General features: G+C 59.0%; 13 protein-coding genes and 1 pseudogene. 7 read left to right on the top strand and 7 right to left on the bottom strand.

What is annotated here, in order from left to right; genetic code table 11:
• Positions 1-82 precede the first annotated feature (82 nt).
• Positions 83-1,348, top strand: a complete 1,266-nt coding sequence (locus ABJ99_RS05715) for a hybrid sensor histidine kinase/response regulator (RefSeq protein WP_080378051.1) — start codon at positions 83-85, stop codon at positions 1,346-1,348.
• 12 nt (positions 1,349-1,360) lie between these two features.
• Here the strand turns inward: ABJ99_RS05715 and ABJ99_RS05710 are convergent, their stop codons facing one another.
• Entirely contained in the window at positions 1,361-2,371 is a 1,011-nt protein-coding gene (locus ABJ99_RS05710; protein ID WP_054084977.1) for a DNA-binding protein, read from the bottom strand.
• 175 nt (positions 2,372-2,546) lie between these two features.
• Here ABJ99_RS05710 and ABJ99_RS28090 point away from each other — a divergent pair, with 175 nt between their 5' ends.
• From ABJ99_RS28090 to ahpF, 4 genes are all read left to right on the top strand, one after another.
• Complete coding sequence (locus ABJ99_RS28090) at positions 2,547-3,380, top strand: site-specific integrase (protein ID WP_230080986.1); 834 nt, start codon at positions 2,547-2,549, stop codon at positions 3,378-3,380.
• A complete protein-coding gene (locus tag ABJ99_RS29725) occupies positions 3,323-3,505 on the top strand; it encodes a site-specific integrase (protein WP_412032775.1) in 183 nt (60 codons plus the stop codon). The genes ABJ99_RS28090 and ABJ99_RS29725 overlap by 58 nt, the downstream gene beginning before the upstream one ends.
• A 110-nt stretch (positions 3,506-3,615) precedes the next feature.
• Complete coding sequence (gene ahpC, locus ABJ99_RS05700) at positions 3,616-4,179, top strand: alkyl hydroperoxide reductase subunit C (protein WP_054084976.1); 564 nt, start codon at positions 3,616-3,618, stop codon at positions 4,177-4,179.
• Positions 4,180-4,304: 125 nt separating this feature from the next.
• Positions 4,305-5,867, top strand: a complete 1,563-nt coding sequence (gene ahpF, locus ABJ99_RS05695) for an alkyl hydroperoxide reductase subunit F (RefSeq protein WP_054084975.1) — start codon at positions 4,305-4,307, stop codon at positions 5,865-5,867.
• A 141-nt stretch (positions 5,868-6,008) separates the two neighbouring features.
• On the opposite strand, the gene gloA is transcribed toward ahpF, so the two are convergent.
• On the bottom strand, positions 6,009-6,530 hold the full coding sequence (gene gloA / locus ABJ99_RS05690; RefSeq protein WP_054084974.1) for a lactoylglutathione lyase: 522 nt from the start codon (positions 6,528-6,530) through the stop codon (positions 6,009-6,011).
• A gap of 154 nt (positions 6,531-6,684) precedes the next feature.
• On the opposite strand from gloA, the gene ABJ99_RS05685 reads away from it, so the two are divergent.
• Positions 6,685-7,242: a DUF4946 domain-containing protein gene (locus ABJ99_RS05685; protein WP_054085195.1), complete on the top strand. Its 558-nt coding sequence runs from the start codon at positions 6,685-6,687 to the stop codon at positions 7,240-7,242.
• A 496-nt stretch (positions 7,243-7,738) separates the two neighbouring features.
• Here the strand turns inward: ABJ99_RS05685 and ABJ99_RS05680 are convergent, their stop codons facing one another.
• The 5 genes from ABJ99_RS05680 to mexE all read right to left on the bottom strand — a co-directional run bounded on the left by ABJ99_RS05680 (position 7,739) and on the right by mexE (position 15,661).
• Positions 7,739-8,101 carry a histone-like nucleoid-structuring protein, MvaT/MvaU family gene (locus ABJ99_RS05680; protein WP_007249379.1) on the bottom strand — a complete coding sequence of 121 codons (363 nt, stop codon included), beginning with the start codon at positions 8,099-8,101 and terminating at the stop codon, positions 7,739-7,741.
• A gap of 487 nt (positions 8,102-8,588) precedes the next feature.
• The gene (locus tag ABJ99_RS05675; protein WP_054084973.1) at positions 8,589-9,677 is read right to left on the bottom strand and encodes a tetratricopeptide repeat protein; all 1,089 of its coding nucleotides are present in this window, start codon (positions 9,675-9,677) and stop codon (positions 8,589-8,591) included.
• Positions 9,678-9,818: 141 nt separating this feature from the next.
• Complete coding sequence (locus tag ABJ99_RS05670) at positions 9,819-11,216, bottom strand: efflux transporter outer membrane subunit (RefSeq protein WP_054084972.1); 1,398 nt, start codon at positions 11,214-11,216, stop codon at positions 9,819-9,821.
• Positions 11,216-14,407, bottom strand: a complete 3,192-nt coding sequence (locus ABJ99_RS05665; RefSeq protein ID WP_054084971.1) for an efflux RND transporter permease subunit — start codon at positions 14,405-14,407, stop codon at positions 11,216-11,218. The genes ABJ99_RS05670 and ABJ99_RS05665 overlap by 1 nt, the downstream gene beginning before the upstream one ends.
• A 12-nt stretch (positions 14,408-14,419) precedes the next feature.
• Entirely contained in the window at positions 14,420-15,661 is a 1,242-nt protein-coding gene (gene mexE, locus ABJ99_RS05660; protein ID WP_054084970.1) for a multidrug efflux RND transporter periplasmic adaptor subunit MexE, read from the bottom strand.
• A gap of 197 nt (positions 15,662-15,858) precedes the next feature.
• On the opposite strand from mexE, the pseudogene ABJ99_RS29720 reads away from it, so the two are divergent.
• Positions 15,859-17,019 (top strand): annotated as a pseudogene (locus ABJ99_RS29720) (methyl-accepting chemotaxis protein); the annotation flags it as partial.
• Positions 17,020-17,051: the final 32 nt, after the last annotated feature.

Raw genomic sequence — 17,051 nt, 5'->3', positions numbered from 1 at the left:
CCGGAGGTCAGGATGATTCTCCAAGGTAAAGGTTTGAACAGGACGGAACCCTATAGTGAATAAAAGCAAACCGTCGATCTGCATGCCCCTGCATACGGAGGGGCGCAGCTCTGAGGCCCGGCAACACATCGACGTGTTGCGCGAAAGCGAGCAGCAGTTCAGGGCGCTGGCCGACAACATGAGCCAGCTTGCCTGGACCGCCGACCCGCGCGGCCAGGTCAACTGGTACAACCAGCGCTGGTATTCCTACACCGGCGCTTCGTTCGAAGCCATGAAGGCGCTGGGCTGGCGATCGGTTCTGCACTCCGAGCATCGAGAGCGTGTGGTGGCGAAGCTGCAATACTGCTTTGCGACCGGCTCTGTCTGGGAAGACACGTTTCCATTGCGTGGCAAAGATGGCACCTTCAACTGGTTTCTGTCACGTGCACAGCCCATTCGCGACGTGCAGGGCCATATCACCCATTGGTTGGGCACTCACACTGACGTCACTGCTCAGGTCAAGGCCGAAGAGGCCTTGCGCGATCTCAATGAAAGTCTGGAGATGCGCGTCGAAGAGCGAACTCGTGAGCTGGCCAAGGCCTATGAGTTATTGCAGGTCGAGAGTGCCGAGCGTGCTCAGGCTGAAGAGGTGCTGCGTCATGCACAAAAAATGGACGCTATCGGCCAACTGACTGGCGGCATCGCCCATGATTTCAACAATATGCTTTCCGGGGTGCTTGGGGCGCTGGAACTGGTCAAGCGTCGCCTGGCAGCCGGGCGTGTCGATGAAATGGAGCACTATATAGACGCGGCAACAGCGTCGGCCAATCGCGCGGCAGTGCTGACCCAGAGGTTGCTGACTTTTGCACGACGTCAGTCGCTGGATGTCGGTGCGGTGGATGTCAATCGCATGGTGTGGTCGATGGAGGCGTTGTTGCGAGGTACCCTTGATAGTCGCGCGGCGCTGCGCATCGAGCTTGAAGAGGGGTTGAGCGTTATCCATACCGACGAACATCAACTGGAAAATGCCTTGTTGAATCTGGTGATAAACGCTCGCGATGCTGTACCTGAAGGTGGGCAAGTCCGGGTTCGCAGCCAGTCGGTAAAGCGTGCGGCGCAGCAGGGGGGCCTGCCTGCGGGCGATTACGTCCGGCTCAGTGTCGAGGATACGGGGTGCGGAATTGCTCAAAGCGTTATCGATCGGGTATTCGATCCGTTTTTCACCACCAAACCTGTCGGTCAAGGCACCGGGCTGGGCTTGTCGATGGTCTACGGTTTCATCAAGCAGGCCGGCGGGCATGTGCAGATTGACAGCGTCGAAGGGCAAGGCACCGAAGTCCATCTTTATCTGCCTTGTCCTGCCACCTAGCGAGCTCATGCCTCACGTGCTGGCTGGCGGCTTGTTTGTGCTGGCTTTGGGTTTTGCAGCCTGGCGGGTCTGGTGCTGCAGGTTTTCCAGGGCAGCTTCCTTTTTGGTCAGCAGTAACTCTAGAACCCGGTTTTGCTGCAGAGCGTCTGTCAGGTTCTGCCTGAGTCCGGCCGCTTCCTCTTGCAGGCCGCCTAGTCTGTCCTCCAGCAGTGCGCAGTGGGTGCGCGCTTGTTGCTGCTGCTCGGCAGAAGCGGTCGCCTGAAGGGTTGTCTTGCTCAGCAGGTCTTGCTGGCGGTGCAGTTCGCGCTGTGCAGTGCGGTTCTCGGCCAGCAATCTTTCGTTGTCGCGATTCAGCTGTGTGATGTCTTCCTGGCGCATGGCCAGACTTTGTTGTGCCTGCCGCAACTCCATCTGCAACTGCTGAACCTGGCCTTCGTGGCGTTGCTGCTCGTGTTCGCGCTGGTCCTTGATCGAGTTGCGATAGTGCTCAAGCGCTTCGCGAGCATGCTGATGTTTCTCTTCCAGCGAACCAATCTGCCCATCCTTGTCTTGCAGGCGCGCCTCCAGGTCGAGCCTGGCCTGGAGCAGTCGGGCCTGCTCGGTCTGGGTGCTTTGAAGTGTCTGTTGAGTGTGGAGCAGGGCGGCGGCTTGCTGTTCAAGCGTCTCATCCCGTTGCTGCAGGTGTTTTTGCAGTTCGTCGATCTGCTGCTGAGCCATTGCAAGTTGCTGTCGCAAATCACTACAGCTGGCGTCGTACTCCTCGCGTGCCTGATCGATACGCTCCTGAGCCTGTTCCTCAAGCCGTTGTGCAAGGCGCGCCACCAGTTCGGTGAGTTCCTCACTGATGTCGGGTGTAGGTGTGTGCGTCGCCTCCAGCTCTTTGAGGTAGCGATGGATGGTGGTCTTCGAGCCGGTGTTGCCCATTTCAATGCGTACCGCATCGATACTGGGGTTTTCGCCTCTGGCCAGCAGGGCGCCCCTCGCTTTCTGCACCAACGCTTTGTTTACGCCGCCCCGAGCCATGATTACTCCTACGATTTCGTACTGTGGTATGTACTCTGTAATTACATACTATACGAGCGCGTTAAATTCGTCATTTTTAGAATTAAATAACACGGGATATTGGCGTATTATCCCGTGTCAGGCGGATCTGAGCGGTTTTTTGCGCCTGATCCCGTACGATTTGCAGGCTTGAGCCATGAATGACATTGATCGCTACATCGATGCCGCGACCCGTGACAACACGCGGCGCAGTTACCGGGCCGCCGTCGAGCATTTCGAAGTGTCGTGGGGCGGCTTTCTGCCAGCGACTAGCGAAAGCATTGCGCGTTATCTGGCCAGTTATGCAGGGACGCTGTCGGTCAACACCCTGAAACTGCGGCTTTCTGCGCTGGCGCAGTGGCATGTCAGCCAGGGTTTTGTCGATCCGACCAAGGCGCCGATGGTGCGCAAGGTGCTCAAGGGCATTCGCGCCCTGCACCCGGCGCAGGAAAAGCAGGCCGAACCCTTGCAGTTACAAGACCTGGAAAGGGTCATCGCTGCACTGGACCTGGAAGCCCGCGATGCTGGCGCGCACCATGATCAACCGCGGTTGCTGCGCTGTCGTCGTGATACGGCGCTGATATTGCTGGGCTTCTGGCGGGGCTTTCGCAGTGATGAGCTGTGCCGCCTGCAGGTGCAGGACGTCAAGGCGATTGCCGGGTCAGGCATCAGCCTGTACCTGCCGCGCAGCAAGGGTGATCGCGAAAACATCGGCAGGACCTACCAGACACCGGCCCTGCAGCGGTTGTGCCCGGTGCAGGCGTACATCGAATGGATCAACTGCGCCGCGCTGGTGCGCGGTCCGGTGTTTCGAGCGGTCGACCGCTGGGGCAATATGGGCGAGGAGGGGCTGCACGCCAACAGCGTCATTCCCTTGCTGCGCCAGGCGTTCGCACGCGCGGGGTCGAAGCGTCGCAGTACACCAGCCACTCATTGCGGCGGGGTTTTGCGAGCTGGGCGCACAGCAACGGCTGGGACCTCAAGTCGCTGATGGCCTACGTGGGCTGGAGGGACATCAAGTCCGCAATGCGTTACATTGACGCCGCGCCGTTCCCGGGCTACTCCGAGGCAGGGAGCGGCCTGAAGGTTTCTTCTATTGATAAGCTACCTTCATAGCGAAAAGCAATTGGTGACATGAGGTTTGCCAATGAGCGATTGTCATCGATGATGCGTAAGCTTCACTCCATCGAATTCACAACCCATCTAACCCATCAGGAGATATACCGATGCCTATCATCAACAGCCACGTTAAACCGTTCAAGGCTACTGCGTTCAAGAACGGCGCTTTCGTTGACGTTTCGGACGCTGACTTCAAAGGCAAATGGTCTGTCGTATTCTTCTACCCGGCTGACTTCACCTTTGTGTGCCCGACCGAGCTGGAAGACCTGGCTGACAACTACGACGAGTTCAAGAAGCTGGGCGTTGAAATCTACAGCGTCTCGACTGACACCCACTTTGCCCACGCTGCATGGCACAACACCTCGCCAGCAATCGGCAAGATCCAGTACACCATGATCGGTGACCCGACGCTGACTATCTCGCGCAACTTCGACGTGCTGATCGAAGAAGCCGGTCTGGCGGATCGCGGTACGTTCGTGATCAACCCTGAAGGCCAGATCAAAATCGTCGAACTGAACGACGGTGGTGTGGGCCGTGACGCTTCCGAGCTGCTGCGCAAGATCAAGGCTGCTCAGTACGTCGCTGCTCACCCGGGCGAAGTCTGCCCAGCCAAGTGGAAAGAAGGCGAGGCTACCCTGGCTCCGTCTCTGGACCTGGTCGGCAAGATCTGATTCGCATGAATCGGTTGGGGGCGTTGAGCTCTTGAGCAAGTAAACCGCATCGCCCCAAAAAACGCCCGGGCGGTAATCGCCTGGGCGTTGTTATTTCTACCCTTCGTAAAACAGGAAGTCGCCACATGTTGGACGCCAATCTTAAAGCCCAGTTGAAATCCTACCTGGAGCGGGTCACTCGCCCCATCGAGATCGTCGCGTCCCTTGATGACGGCGCGAAGTCTCAGGAAATGCTTGCACTGCTCAATGACGTGATCAGTGTTTCCAAAGACGTCACCCTGAATGACAGCGGCACCGATGCGCGTACGCCGTCGTTCTCGCTGAGCAGCCCTGGACACGATATCAGCCTGCGTTTCGCCGGTATCCCCATGGGTCACGAATTCACCTCGCTGGTCCTGGCGCTGCTGCAAGTAGGCGGCTATCCACCCAAGGTCAGTGCGGAAACCATCGAACAGGTTCGCGCTCTGCAAGGCGAGTTCCATTTCGAAACCTATTTCTCCCAGTCCTGTCAGAACTGCCCTGACGTCGTTCAGGCGTTGAACCTTATGGCCGTGCTCAATCCTGGCATCAAGCACGTCGCCATCGACGGCGCGCTGTTCCAGGACGAAGTGACCGAGCGCAAAATCATGTCGGTGCCCAGCATCTACCTGAATGGCGAGCTGTTCGGCCAGGGCCGTATGGGCCTGGAAGAGATTCTGGCCAAGATCGACACCGGTGCCGGTGCGCGTCAGGCCGAGAAACTCAATGCCAAAGAAGCGTTCGATGTGCTGGTGGTTGGCGGCGGTCCTGCTGGCTCGGCGGCCGCGGTCTATGCGGCTCGCAAAGGCATTCGTACCGGTGTGGCGGCTGAGCGTTTCGGTGGTCAGGTGCTGGACACCATGGCCATCGAAAACTTCATCTCGGTACAACACACCGAAGGGCCGAAGCTGGCTGTGGCGCTTGAAGAACACGTCAAGCAGTACGAAGTCGACATCATGAACCTGCAACGCGCCGACAAGCTGATTCCTGGTGCGGCCGGCCAGTTGCACGAAGTGAAATTCGCCAGCGGTGCGAGCCTCAAGGCCAAGACCGTCATCCTTGCCACTGGCGCACGCTGGAGGGAGATGAACGTTCCGGGCGAGCAGCAGTATCGTAACAAGGGCGTGGCCTACTGCCCGCATTGCGACGGTCCGCTGTTCAAAGGCAAACGCGTTGCCGTGATTGGTGGCGGTAACTCAGGTGTTGAGGCTGCAATCGACCTGGCGGGGATCGTGTCGCACGTGACCCTGCTGGAATTCGATGTGCAACTGCGCGCCGATGCTGTTCTGCAGCGCAAACTGCACAGCTTGCCGAACGTCACGGTGATCACCAGTGCGCAAACTACTGAAGTGACCGGTGACGAGCAGAAGGTCAATGGTCTGCGCTACAAGAACCGCACCACTGGCGAGGAAATCACCGTTCCACTGGAAGGTATTTTCGTGCAGATCGGCCTGCTGCCAAACAGCGAATGGCTCAGAGGCGCCATCGAACTGTCGCCACGTGGCGAGATCGTGGTGGATTCTCGCGGTGAAACCTCTGTTCCTGGCATTTTCGCGGCCGGCGACGTCACCGTTGCACCGTACAAGCAGATCATCATCGCCCTGGGCGAGGGTGCCAAGGCCTCTCTGAGCGCCTTCGACCATCTGATCCGCACTTCCGCGCCAGCCTGATAAAAGGCGCAAAACAAAAAGCCCCACCTGTGCAAACAGGTGGGGCTTTTTCGTCACTGCTGATCTGTCGATCAGTCCGCAACGCCGAATGGCTCACGCTCGAAGCGTGAGAACTCCGCAGTCATGAGCGCTGCGACAATCTCAAAGCGGCGTCGGCTGGATGATTTCCACCCAGTAACCATCCGGGTCCTTGATGAACGCCAGGCTGTTCATGCGGCCGTCGGAGAGGCGCTTCTGAAAGTCCACACCCAGCGCCTCAAAGCGCTCGCAGGCAACCTTCACGTCAGGCACTGACACGCAGATGTGACCGAAGCCGCGCGGGTCGCTATTGCCATTGTGATACGACGCCGTCGCATCGTTCTCGGTGCCGTGGTTGTGAGTCAGCTCCAGAATGCCCGGAATCGATTTCATCCATTCATTGCGCGCGGCGTCGTCCTGCGGAATCTGCGCCTTGTCGACCAGCGCAAGAAAATACAGGCTGAATTCAGCTTCCGGGAAGTCGCGCTTCTCAACCAGACTGAAACCCAGTACGCGGGTGTAGAAATCCAGCGATTTTGTGATGTCCTTGACGCGCAGCATGGTGTGGTTGAACACAAATTGCCGGGTAGCCGCTTCAGGCTCGGCAGTCACGCCTGGAAGTGTATTGAGTTCGTGCAAGCTCATCGATATTTCTCCAACACATGTACAAATTAGTGACAAATGATACGGGGCAGGGTGGTCAGTGCCAAACCGTTGGCAGCGGATAAAACCGTTGCGCCCTTGCTCGGCGGCGGCAACAGGCTCAGAATTTGTGGTCCACCGTACCGGCGAGCCGACCATGATGCTTTCGCACTACCGACGTTTCTTGCCAGGCCTGGGCCTTTTTTTGCTGCTCGGCACTGCCTGTGCTCATGCCGCCGACGCAATGATCGTCTGGCCTGCGGGCTGGGAGGTCGAGTCACTGGCGACCGAATCGGATGCACCCGCCCAGCCCTCCGTGCAAGTCAGACAGCGCGCTGTCAAAAACGATCAGAATGGAAACCCGCTGATGGTCATGGAGCTGACGCAGACTCGTCTGACGCCTGGGCATGAGGTCAATGTGTCCGGTGTATTGCTGGAAATGCGCAAAGCCATTCAGGTCAACTTCGCCCGTGGCGGTTTGCAGAGCGCTTGTACGCATGTGCGTGAAGCTCGACTCAGTGTGGTGCCTGCACTGGAGACAACCTGCACCATCACCCAGAATGGCGTACACGTACTGACCCAGACGCTGGTTGCGGCGGCCAGTAAAGAGCTGGCCTGGTCGTTGTCCTATGCAGGGTCGGCGCAGGGGTATGCGGCCAACAAGGACGAGGCGCTGCACATTCGCGAAAGCCTGCGCCTGGACGCAGTGCAATGAGGCCACTTTACTGCAGGCAAAAAGAAGCCCGCCGAGGCGGGCATGGGGCGCTATTCCTTTAGCGGTCTTCATCATCTTAGAGTTCATGTGAAAAAAGTGTGAAGCCCTGCCGCTCCGCCTGAGCCAGGGCAAATGCCTCACGCGCCCGCGTTAAAGAATGATTTAATCTCGTGTAACAATTGAAAAACTGAATATTTACTCTACCGTATTCAGCAAATGTTCAGATTTGTAACTGTGCACTGAATCGCTTAACCCGAGAATGTTTATTGGCGTCATTATTTTCGCGGTACCCAATAGGGCTGTGACGCAAAGTTATATGTACCAACCAGTTCACTTGCTCCAGCGCAAGGCTGAAAGGTATGCGTCGCGCTGGACTGCAAACACGCCGTCTATCATGTCGGGCTATCAGGCCGAGCAGCTGTGCAGGAAGACATCATCCGGGCCGTGGGCAGAAAAAAGCCCCGCAAGTGCAGGGCTTCAGGTGACGTAGTTCGAATCAGGCACGCAGCCACGAATCAACAGTGTCCACACCGTATTGTTCTTTCCAGGCTTTGAGTCCGCGATGATTACCGCCTTTGGTCTCGATCAGTTCGCCCGTGTGCGGGTTTTGATAAACCTTGACGACGCGTGCGCGGCGACGTTTCGGGCCAGCCGGTGCAACCAGCGACGTAGCGCCCGCAGGGTCCATGATTGCAATGATGTCACGCAGGCTTTTGCCATAGGCGCCCATCAGCTCTTTGAGCTTTTGCTCGAACTCGATCTCCTTTTTCAATCCGGCGTCATTCTTCAACGATTCCAGCTGTGCAAGCTGTTCCTGAAGGGCTTTCTCTGCAGCTCGAAACTCGGCAAGTCTGGACAAGTAATACACTCCAACAATGTAATGGCTGTTGTCAGCCCAATAAAGCGATGAGACAAAACTGTCTGGCCGATTTGCTCACTCGGTTTTGACCGATACCTGCGGCTTCAATGATCAAACATGGCCTTCCCGGCGGGGGGATGTGCAGATACGGGGTCTTTATAACTCACTAGCCCGCAAATGATGCACCTTTTTTTTCAGTTAGAAAACAGTCTTCTTCAAAATCATTAAATGAGGTGAGGCGTGGCTGTTGGATATACAGGACGTTTGTTGTGTTATCCGGCGCGATGGCTTGTAAGTTATTTCCGATATTAGCCGGTGATGGAAAACGTGCCGCATCGGTTCGGCGCAGTGCAACGTCAGAAACATCTGACAGGCATGAAGTCCATCAGAAATCGACCTATCAGAAATGTCTGCAGACCGCTCGATAAGCGGTTCTTGGCGACCTTTGAAGATGGCATCGAGCCAGTTTTTCTGGCCTCGTCCGGCCCTACAATCCTTGCTGCAACGCCGGATCGTCAGGGTTCTGCTGTTCCAGTTCGGCCAGCAGAACCTGGACGTTCTGCAACTGGCCGGTTTCCTTCCAGTACTGGACAAGCAGCACCCGGGCCTTGCGATTCGCCGGGTCGTTCTGAACAATCTGGGTCAACTGCTTTTGCGCAGCTTCCAGCTCGTTCAGCGAATGCAAGGCGGTGGCGAGGTCGTAACGGTAGTCGTTGTTTTCAGGGGCGAGCTCGGCAGCCTTCGCCAGACTGAGCACGGCGAATTCAGCCTGTCCGTGGTTCAGCAGCCAGATACCCAGGGCGTGCTGGAGCATCGATGAGCCGGGATTGTGCTCCAGCAACCGGGCGAACAGGGCTCTTGCCTGTTCTGCCTGGCCTTTGCGGTCCAGCAGTTCAATGTGTGCCAGCGCTGCTTCAGTGTTACCCGGATCAAGTGCCGTGGCTTGTTGCAGTGCGCTCAGCGCGGGTTCGAGATCGCCGGTCTGCAGATACAGCTTTGCCAGTTGCAGTTGATTCTGTGCACTCGGCGGCCGACTTTTGAGTACCTCCTGATAAACCTCGGCACTTTGTTGCAGAACGGCAAAATACAGCCCCAACTCATCGGGTGAGAGGCCCAGCAGGGCGTCGGTGGCGTGAAACCTGACGGATTGGTCATCGTCATCCAGCAGCGGGCCGAGCAGCAGGCTGCGCTGGCTGTTGGAAACCAGCTTGACGCTGACGTCGATGGCGGCTTCGCGTATTTGCGGCGATGAATCACCCAGCCCTGCATCCAGCAGTTTGAGGGCCTGCGGGCTCGGGTAGTCGCTCAGTTCGGCAAGCAGGTTGATGCGTTGCGTCTCGGACAGGTCGGTGCGCGCCAGCTGCTGATAGAGCACGCGCGCCGCGCCGGGCTTGCCATCGTGAGCCTGCTCCAGTGCCTGCTCGTAGGTATGGCTGAGTTTGGCGGGCGCTGTCTGTACCGGCGTGCGCCACCACCAGAATGCCAGCACCAGCAGCGCTGCGGCCGCTGCGCCGATCAACCAGCGACGTCGAGTAACGGGGAGAGGCGACAATCCCTTGAATGGCATTCTGGGCATAGCGGTTTCCAGTGCTTGACGGGGTGCAGCTTCGGATAGCAGGTCGCAGCTGTCAAACGCCAATCGTATGGCGAACGGATCAGCGACAAAAAAGCCCCGCCTCTTGAAAGGAGCGCGGGGCTGTGTCGGCCGTCGGTCAGATCAGGCCTGGGGCTGCCAGCCGCCGCCCAATGCCTTGTAGATCGCTACGATGCCACGATACAGCTCGATTTCCGCTTGAGCCTGGGAATCCTCGGCGGCCAGACGCTCGCGCTCGGCGTCCAGCAGCACCAGGAAGTCCGCGGTGCCCTCGCGGTATTGCACCGAAGCCAGCCTGGCGGCGGCGCGGCTCGACTCGCTCTGGCGCATCAGCGCCACCAGGCGTTGCTGGCGCTTGTTGTAGTCACTGAACGCGTTTTCCGACTCCTCGAGTGCCAGCAATACCTGCTGTTCATAGTTGGCCAGCGCACCCTCGGCGTCAGCATCGGCGCTGCGAATCTGCGCGCGGACACTGCCCAGATCGAAGGCTGCCCACGTGATGCTCGGGCCCAGCGACCAGGCTCTGGCGGCGGACGAGCCTATCTGCGAGCCACGCCCGGCGGTAAAGCCCAGAAAACCGCTCAGGCTGACGCGTGGGAACAGATCGGCGGTCGCTACGCCGATCCGCGCAGTTGACGCGGCAAGCTGACGCTCGGCAGCGCGTATGTCGGGACGATTGCGCAGCACCTGCGTTGCATCGCCGATCGGCAGGGCCTTGGCAATGGCGGGCAGCTTGCTCGGGCTCAGGTCGACGCTGAGGGTGTCCGGGCGTTCGCCCAACAGTGTTGCGATGCGGTTGCGCTGGCGAGCCTGTTCGGCCTGCAATTGCGGAACCGTGGCTTCGACCGCAGCAAGCCGCGCGTCGGAACGCACCACGTCCAGCTCGTTGCCGACCCCGGCATCGCGCAGTTGAGTGGTGATGTCCTGAGACTTCTGCTGGTTGGTAAGGTTGTCGCGGGCAATGGCTTCACGCAATTGTGCTCCGCGCAGTTGGCCGTAGGCGTCCACCACTTCTGCAATCAGTGTGACCTGAAGCTGATACAGATTGGCTTCGGCCGCGTCCTGATCGGCATCGCTGGCCTCCAGCTGGCGCTGGATACGCCCGAACAGATCGACTTCCCACGCCATGTCGAGGCCCAGGTCATAGCGCTCGCTGTTGACCCGGCGCTCGGTGATGCCGGGCTGTTGACCCTTGCCTATGTCACTGCTGGCGCGGCTGGTCACAACCGGCATGATGTCGTTGGCGACGTCATCACGGATGGCCCGTGCCGACTTGAGGCGGGCAAATGCGACGCGCAGATCGCGATTGCCGTCCAGCGATCTGGCGACCAGCTTATTGAGGGTAGGGTCTTCGAATTGCTGCCACCACAGGGTGTTCATCTTGCTGCGGTCATAGTTGCCCTGGGCCGCTGACTCCAGCTTTGCCGGCGCCGTCTGCGGCGCTTTGTAGTCCGGCCCGACGGCGCAGGCTACCAGCGCCAGGACCAGCAGGCTCGGGACGAAAAGTTTAAACGCGCTCATCAATGCAGCTCCGCAGGCAGTTTTTGCAGTGGCTGCGCACGGGCGGCTTTGCGGGCCTCCTTGCGCTCGACATAGTTACGGATCAGCACGTAGAACACCGGTGTCAGCAGCAGGCCGAAGAAGGTGACCCCGAGCATGCCGGAGAACACCGCGACACCCATCGCGTGACGCATTTCGGCACCGGCACCGCTGGACAGCACCAGCGGCACCACGCCCATGATGAACGCGAACGAGGTCATCAGAATCGGACGCAGCCGCAGCCGGCAAGCTTCCAGCACCGCGTCCAGCGGGCTCATGCCTTCAGTCTGTTTATCCTTGGCGAATTCGACAATCAGAATCGCGTTCTTGCAGGCCAGGCCTACCAGTACGATCAGGCCGATCTGGGTGAAGATGTTGTTGTCACTACCCGCAATCATCACCCCGGCAATGGCCGAAAGCAGTGTCATCGGTACGATCAGGATGACGGCCAGCGGCAGGCTCCAGCTTTCGTACTGAGCCGCCAGTACCAGAAACGCCAGCAGTACGCAGAGCGGGAACACGAACAGTGCGGTATTGCCCGACAGGATCTGCTGATAGGTCAGGTCGGTCCATTCGTAGATCATGCCGCTGGGCAGTTCTTCACGAAGCAGTTTTTCCACCGCCGCCTGAGCCTGGCCAGAGCTGAACCCTGGTGCCGCAGCACCGTTGATTTCGGCGGTGATGAAACCGTTGTAGTGCATGACCCGGTCGGGACCTGCGGTGTCACTGACTTTGACGAAGGTGGCCAGCGGGATCATTTCGCCGAGGTTGTTACGCACCTTGAGCTGGGCGATCTGATCGGCGTCCTGACGGAACTGCTGTTCAGCCTGAACGTTGACCTGATAAGTGCGACCAAACCGGTTGAAGTCGTTGGCATACAGCGAGCCCAGGTACACCTGCAGGGTGTCGAAGATATCGCTGACCGCCACGCCGTGGGTCTTGGCTTTTTCGCGGTCGATTGCGGCGTCGACCTGCGGCACGTTCACCGTGTAGCTGGTAAACAGCCCGGCCAGTTCCGGCACGCTGCGGCTTTTCGCAATGATGTTCTGGGTTTCCTTGTACAGCTCGTCATAGCCCAGGTTGCCACGGTCTTCGATTTGCAGGCGGAAGCCGCCAATGGTGCCCAGACCCTGAACCGGCGGTGGCGGGAAGATCGCCATATAGGCTTCCTGAATCGAGGCGAACTGGCCGTTCAGCGCGCCGGCGATCGCGTTGGCCGACAGACTGGCGTCCTTGCGCTCATCGAACGGTTTGAGGGTCACGAACACCACGCCGTTGTTGGGGCTGTTGGTGAAGCCGTTGATCGACAGGCCGGGGAAGGCAATCGCGTCCTGCACGCCGGGCTGCTTGAGGGCCAGCTCGGACATGCGTTTGATGACGTCTTCGGTGCGATCCAGGCTCGCGGCGTCCGGCAACTGGGCGAATGCAACCAGGTATTGCTTGTCCTGGCTCGGTACGAAGCCGGTCGGTGTGCTGGCAAAGCCCATCCAGGTCAGGACCATCAGGCCCGCGTAAACCAGCAAGGCGATACCGCTGCTGCGAATGACCCTGGCAACGGTGCCGACATAGCCATGACTGGCTTTTTCGAAAAAGCGGTTGAACGGACGGAACAACCAGCCGCCGAGCAGCTTGTCGAGAAAGCGCGAGAAGCCGTCTTTGGGCGCGTCATGAGCTTTGAGCAATACCGCGGCCAGTGCCGGTGACAGGGTCAGCGAGTTGAACGCCGAGATGACCGTCGAGATGGCAATGGTCAGCGCAAACTGTTTATAGAACTGTCCGCTGAGCCCGGAAATGAACGCCGCGGGTACAAACACCGCGCACAGCACCAATGCCGTCGCGATGATCGGGCCAGTCACTTCGGCCATGGCCTTGTGCGTGGCGGCGACCGGTTCAAGCCCCAGTTCGATATTACGTTCGACGTTCTCCACCACCACGATGGCATCGTCCACCACGATCCCGATCGCCAGCACCAGCCCGAATAATGACAGTGCATTCAGCGAGAAGCCGAACATGTGCATCACGGCGAAGGTGCCGATCAGCGAAACCGGTACGGCAACCAGTGGAATGATCGAGGCGCGCCAGGTTTGCAGGAACAGAATCACCACCAGCACGACCAGAATCAGAGCTTCGAACAGCGTGTGAATCACCGCTTCGATGGAACCGCGAACGAAAATGGTCGGGTCATAGACGATGCTGTAATCCATCCCTTCCGGGAAGCTTTGCTTCAGTTCGGCCATGCGCGCCCGCACATCGTTGGAAATGTCGATAGCGTTGGAGCCGGGACGCTGGAAGATCGGGATTGCCACCGCAGGCTGGTTGTTAAGCAGCGAGCGCAATGCGTATTGGCTGGAACCCAGCTCGATGCGCGCAATATCCTTCAGGCGAGTGATTTCGCCATCGGCACCGGCACGCACCACCACGTTTTCAAACTCTTCCTCACTGACCAGACGGCCCTGAGTGTTGATCGACATCTGGAAACTGGTGGCATTCGGCGAGGGCGGAGAACCCAGCTGGCCAGCAGCGACCTGGCGGTTCTGCTCGCGAATCGCGTTGACCACGTCGGTGGCGGTCAGGTTGCGTGAGGCGGTCTTGTTCGGATCGAGCCAGACGCGCAGCGAGTAAACGCCCATGCCGAACAGCTGCACGTCGCCGACGCCGCCGAGGCGCGCCAGTTCGTCCTTGATGTTGAGCACCGCGTAGTTGGACAGGTACAGCATGTCGTAACGCTTGTCCGGCGAGGTCAAGTGCACAACCATGGTCAGGTCAGGGGAGGCCTTGTCCACGGTGATACCGATGCGCGTCACTTCTTCGGGCAGTTTGGGTTCGCTGCGGGTCACGCGGTTTTGCACCTGCACCTGCGCGTTGTCCAGATCAGTGCCCAGCGCGAAGGTGATGGTCAGCGTCAGCTTGCCGTCGGCGGTAGCCTGCGAGGACATGTAAAGCATGCCTTCGACGCCGGTAATCGCCTGTTCCAGCGGCGAAGCGACGGTTTCGCCGATCACCTTCGGGTTGGCGCCGGGGAAGTTGGCGCGGACCACCACGGTCGGCGGGACAACTTCCGGGTATTCGCTGATCGGCAGCTGGAACAACGAGATGGAACCGGCGATGAGGATCAGCAGCGACAGCACGGCGGCGAAGATCGGCCGTGAGATAAAGAATTTGGAGAAGTTCATCGGACGAGTCCCTTAGCCGCGTGGCGCAGAAGCGCTGGCGATATTGACGGCCGGTTTGGGCGTCACGTTTGGCTGGTTGCTGGCGTCGAGGGCCTGGCGTTGTTTGAGCAGTGCAGCGAGCGTCTCGGCGCTGGCCATCGGTGTCATTTCAGGGTCCACAGGCGTACCGGGGCGCACACGTTGCAGGCCTTTGACGACAATGGTGTCGTCCTTGCCCAGCCCGTTGCGCACGATGCGCAAGCCTTCGATTTTCGGGCCCAGCTCAACGGCGCGGTAGGCGGGCTTGTTGTCCTTGTCCATCACCAGCACGAACTTCTTGCCCAGGTCGGTGCCAACCGCTTCGTCGTTGATCAGGACCGCCGAATAAGTGCCGCTGCCGACCAGTTTCAGGCGTGCGTACAGGCCAGGCGTGAAGCTGCCATCCGCGTTATCGAACACGGCGCGACCGCGAATGGTGCCGGTCCTCGGGTTGACCTGGTTATCGACGAAGTTCATCTGGCCCAGGTGCGGGTTGCCGGTTTCATTGGAAAGCCCCAGGTAAACCGGGGTGGTCTGGCCGCGCTGACCTTGGCGAGCGAGTTCGGTGTATTTGAGGAACACGCGCTCATCTGCATCGAAGTAGGCGTAGACCTTGTCGGTGGAGACCACGCTGGTCAGCGCAGTGACATCGGCGGTGACAATGTTCCCGGCGGTGATCTCGGCACGACTGACGCGACCGGCAATCGGTGCTGTCACGCGGGTGAAGCTGAGGTTCAGTCGGGCCAGGTCCAGTTGGGCCTGGATCGCCGCAACACCGGCCTTGGCTTCTTGCGCCGAGGTGCTGCGCGAGTCGGCCAGCTCGGCGGAAATCGCATTGTTGCTGCGCAGGCGTTCACCGCGCTGGGCCTCGCTTTCACTGCGAGAAGCCACGGCACGCGCCTGCTGCAACTGGGCTTCGAGACGGCGGACTTCGGACTGGAACGGGCGGGGATCGATCTGGAACAGCAAATCGCCTTTCTTGACCAGCGAACCGTCGGTAAAGGCGACCTGATCGATCTGGCCTGACACACGAGGGCGAACTTCGACGGTTTCCGGAGCCTCGAGACGACCCGTGAACTCATCCCACTCGTTGACCGGCTGCTCCAAGACCTTGGCGACGGTGACTTTGGCTGCGCCGGGCGCTGCTGGGGCTTCTGACGTCTTGCCGCACGCACTGATCACGATGAGCGCGATCGCAGTGAGGGGGAAGCGCAGATGGCTGATTGTCTTGGGCATAGGAAGTTCCGCCGAGAATAGTGAATGGGCGGATTCTGTTGGCCGTGGGTGTTATTAACGAATCGAATAAATCGAAGGTTACTATCACCCGCAATGATGCATGGTCACAGGGCAGTCAATCGGCGACCCCGATAAGCAGGCTCATGCGGGCTACCCCCGCGCATGACATGTACAACGCGAGCTCGCGCCGTGTCTGAATGGCACCTCACTGGCCGAAAAAAAGCTCATGTCATATTGCTATCTTTGCGATCAATTCTTGCAATCGCTACGGCTATCAAGTTGTCCGGTCCGGCGTCGATCTTTGGGTATCACGATTAATACCAAGGCGAAATTTGATGAAATCGACATGGCTGGACAATTTGAACGTCAGCAAAAAATTGAGTGTGGGCTTCGGCCTCATTCTGCTGGGTGTACTGACGGTGACCACTATTGGCTACCTCAGCACCAACCTGCTGATCGAGCGACTGGGCAAAGCATCCAAGGTAGCTGAAGTAAAAGCAGATGCGCTGAGCCTGAGGATCGCTGCGCAGGCCTACACGGCAAAACCTGACGCGAGCACTCAGCTGGGTTATGTCGCTGCCCTCGACGATCTGGGCAAGACTATCGAGAACGGCCTGAAGATTCTGACTGTGCCGGTCAACGCCGATAAGCTCCGAGGTATCCGCGATCAGGCGGGTGGCCTTAGGCAGACGTTCAGCCAGATGGTGGACAACAACCAGAAAATCGACCAGGCCATGCAACCGTTGATTACTATTTCCGAGCAGGTGAGCGGCAGTTTCGAAACGCTTCTGCAAAAGACCTTTGAAGATGCCTCACGCTCGCTTGAACAGAACGCTATCGATCAGGTGAAAGTTGCCGGTGACTTGCGCAACGGCATGACCAACTTTCGTCTGGTGTTCCGTCGCTATATCAGTATTCCTACCGCCGAAAACAAGCAGATCACCTTCGACGCAGCAGACTCTCTGATTACCCAGGTGGGCAGCGCGCGCGGCCAGTTGCCGAGCAAGGCCGGTCCGGCGGTGGATGCTGCCCTTGCAGCCTTGCAGCAGTACAAGTCGCTGATGGTTTCCATTTCCCAGCTGATGCAACAGAACGACCAGATCCGCGACGCACTGCGCCAGCAGTCGCTGGACATAGTCAAAAGCTCCGACGGGTTGATGGCGGGTCAGGTGGTCAGTGCGAACAACGAAAAAGACAGTGCAGTGACCCAGTTGCTCACGGTGGCCCTGATCGTACTGTTGCTGGGTATCTTCGCCGCCATCCTGATCACCCGTCAGATCACGCGTCCGCTCGATGCGACGGTCATCGCAGCCCGGCGTATTGCCGACGGCGACCTGACCAACGACATCAGCACCACGCGTCAGGACGAGTTGGGCCTGCTGCAAAACAC

The sequence above is a fragment of the Pseudomonas syringae pv. cilantro genome, from assembly GCF_001293775.1.
GTDB classification, from domain to species: Bacteria; Pseudomonadota; Gammaproteobacteria; order Pseudomonadales; family Pseudomonadaceae; genus Aquipseudomonas; species Aquipseudomonas syringae_P.
The sequence above is the reverse complement of the archived record's forward strand: the minus strand, read 5'-3'. Positions and strand labels throughout refer to the sequence as shown.

What these genes read in the sequence shown, in the direction of transcription:
- ABJ99_RS05710 (WP_054084977.1), bottom strand. Translation starts at nt 2,371, where the DNA reads ATGGCTCGGGGCGGCGTAAACAAAGCGTTGGTGCAGAAAGCGAGGGGC.
- ABJ99_RS05670 (WP_054084972.1), bottom strand. Translation starts at nt 11,216, where the DNA reads ATGAGCGCGTTTAAACTTTTCGTCCCGAGCCTGCTGGTCCTGGCGCTG.
- gloA (WP_054084974.1), bottom strand. Translation starts at nt 6,530, where the DNA reads ATGAGCTTGCACGAACTCAATACACTTCCAGGCGTGACTGCCGAGCCT.
- ahpC (WP_054084976.1), top strand. Translation starts at nt 3,616, where the DNA reads ATGCCTATCATCAACAGCCACGTTAAACCGTTCAAGGCTACTGCGTTC.
- mexE (WP_054084970.1), bottom strand. Translation starts at nt 15,661, where the DNA reads ATGCCCAAGACAATCAGCCATCTGCGCTTCCCCCTCACTGCGATCGCG.
- ABJ99_RS28090 (WP_230080986.1), top strand. Translation starts at nt 2,547, where the DNA reads ATGAATGACATTGATCGCTACATCGATGCCGCGACCCGTGACAACACG.
- ABJ99_RS05675 (WP_054084973.1), bottom strand. Translation starts at nt 9,677, where the DNA reads ATGCCCAGAATGCCATTCAAGGGATTGTCGCCTCTCCCCGTTACTCGA.
- ABJ99_RS05685 (WP_054085195.1), top strand. Translation starts at nt 6,685, where the DNA reads ATGATGCTTTCGCACTACCGACGTTTCTTGCCAGGCCTGGGCCTTTTT.
- ahpF (WP_054084975.1), top strand. Translation starts at nt 4,305, where the DNA reads ATGTTGGACGCCAATCTTAAAGCCCAGTTGAAATCCTACCTGGAGCGG.
- ABJ99_RS05665 (WP_054084971.1), bottom strand. Translation starts at nt 14,407, where the DNA reads ATGAACTTCTCCAAATTCTTTATCTCACGGCCGATCTTCGCCGCCGTG.
- ABJ99_RS05715 (WP_080378051.1), top strand. Translation starts at nt 83, where the DNA reads ATGCCCCTGCATACGGAGGGGCGCAGCTCTGAGGCCCGGCAACACATC.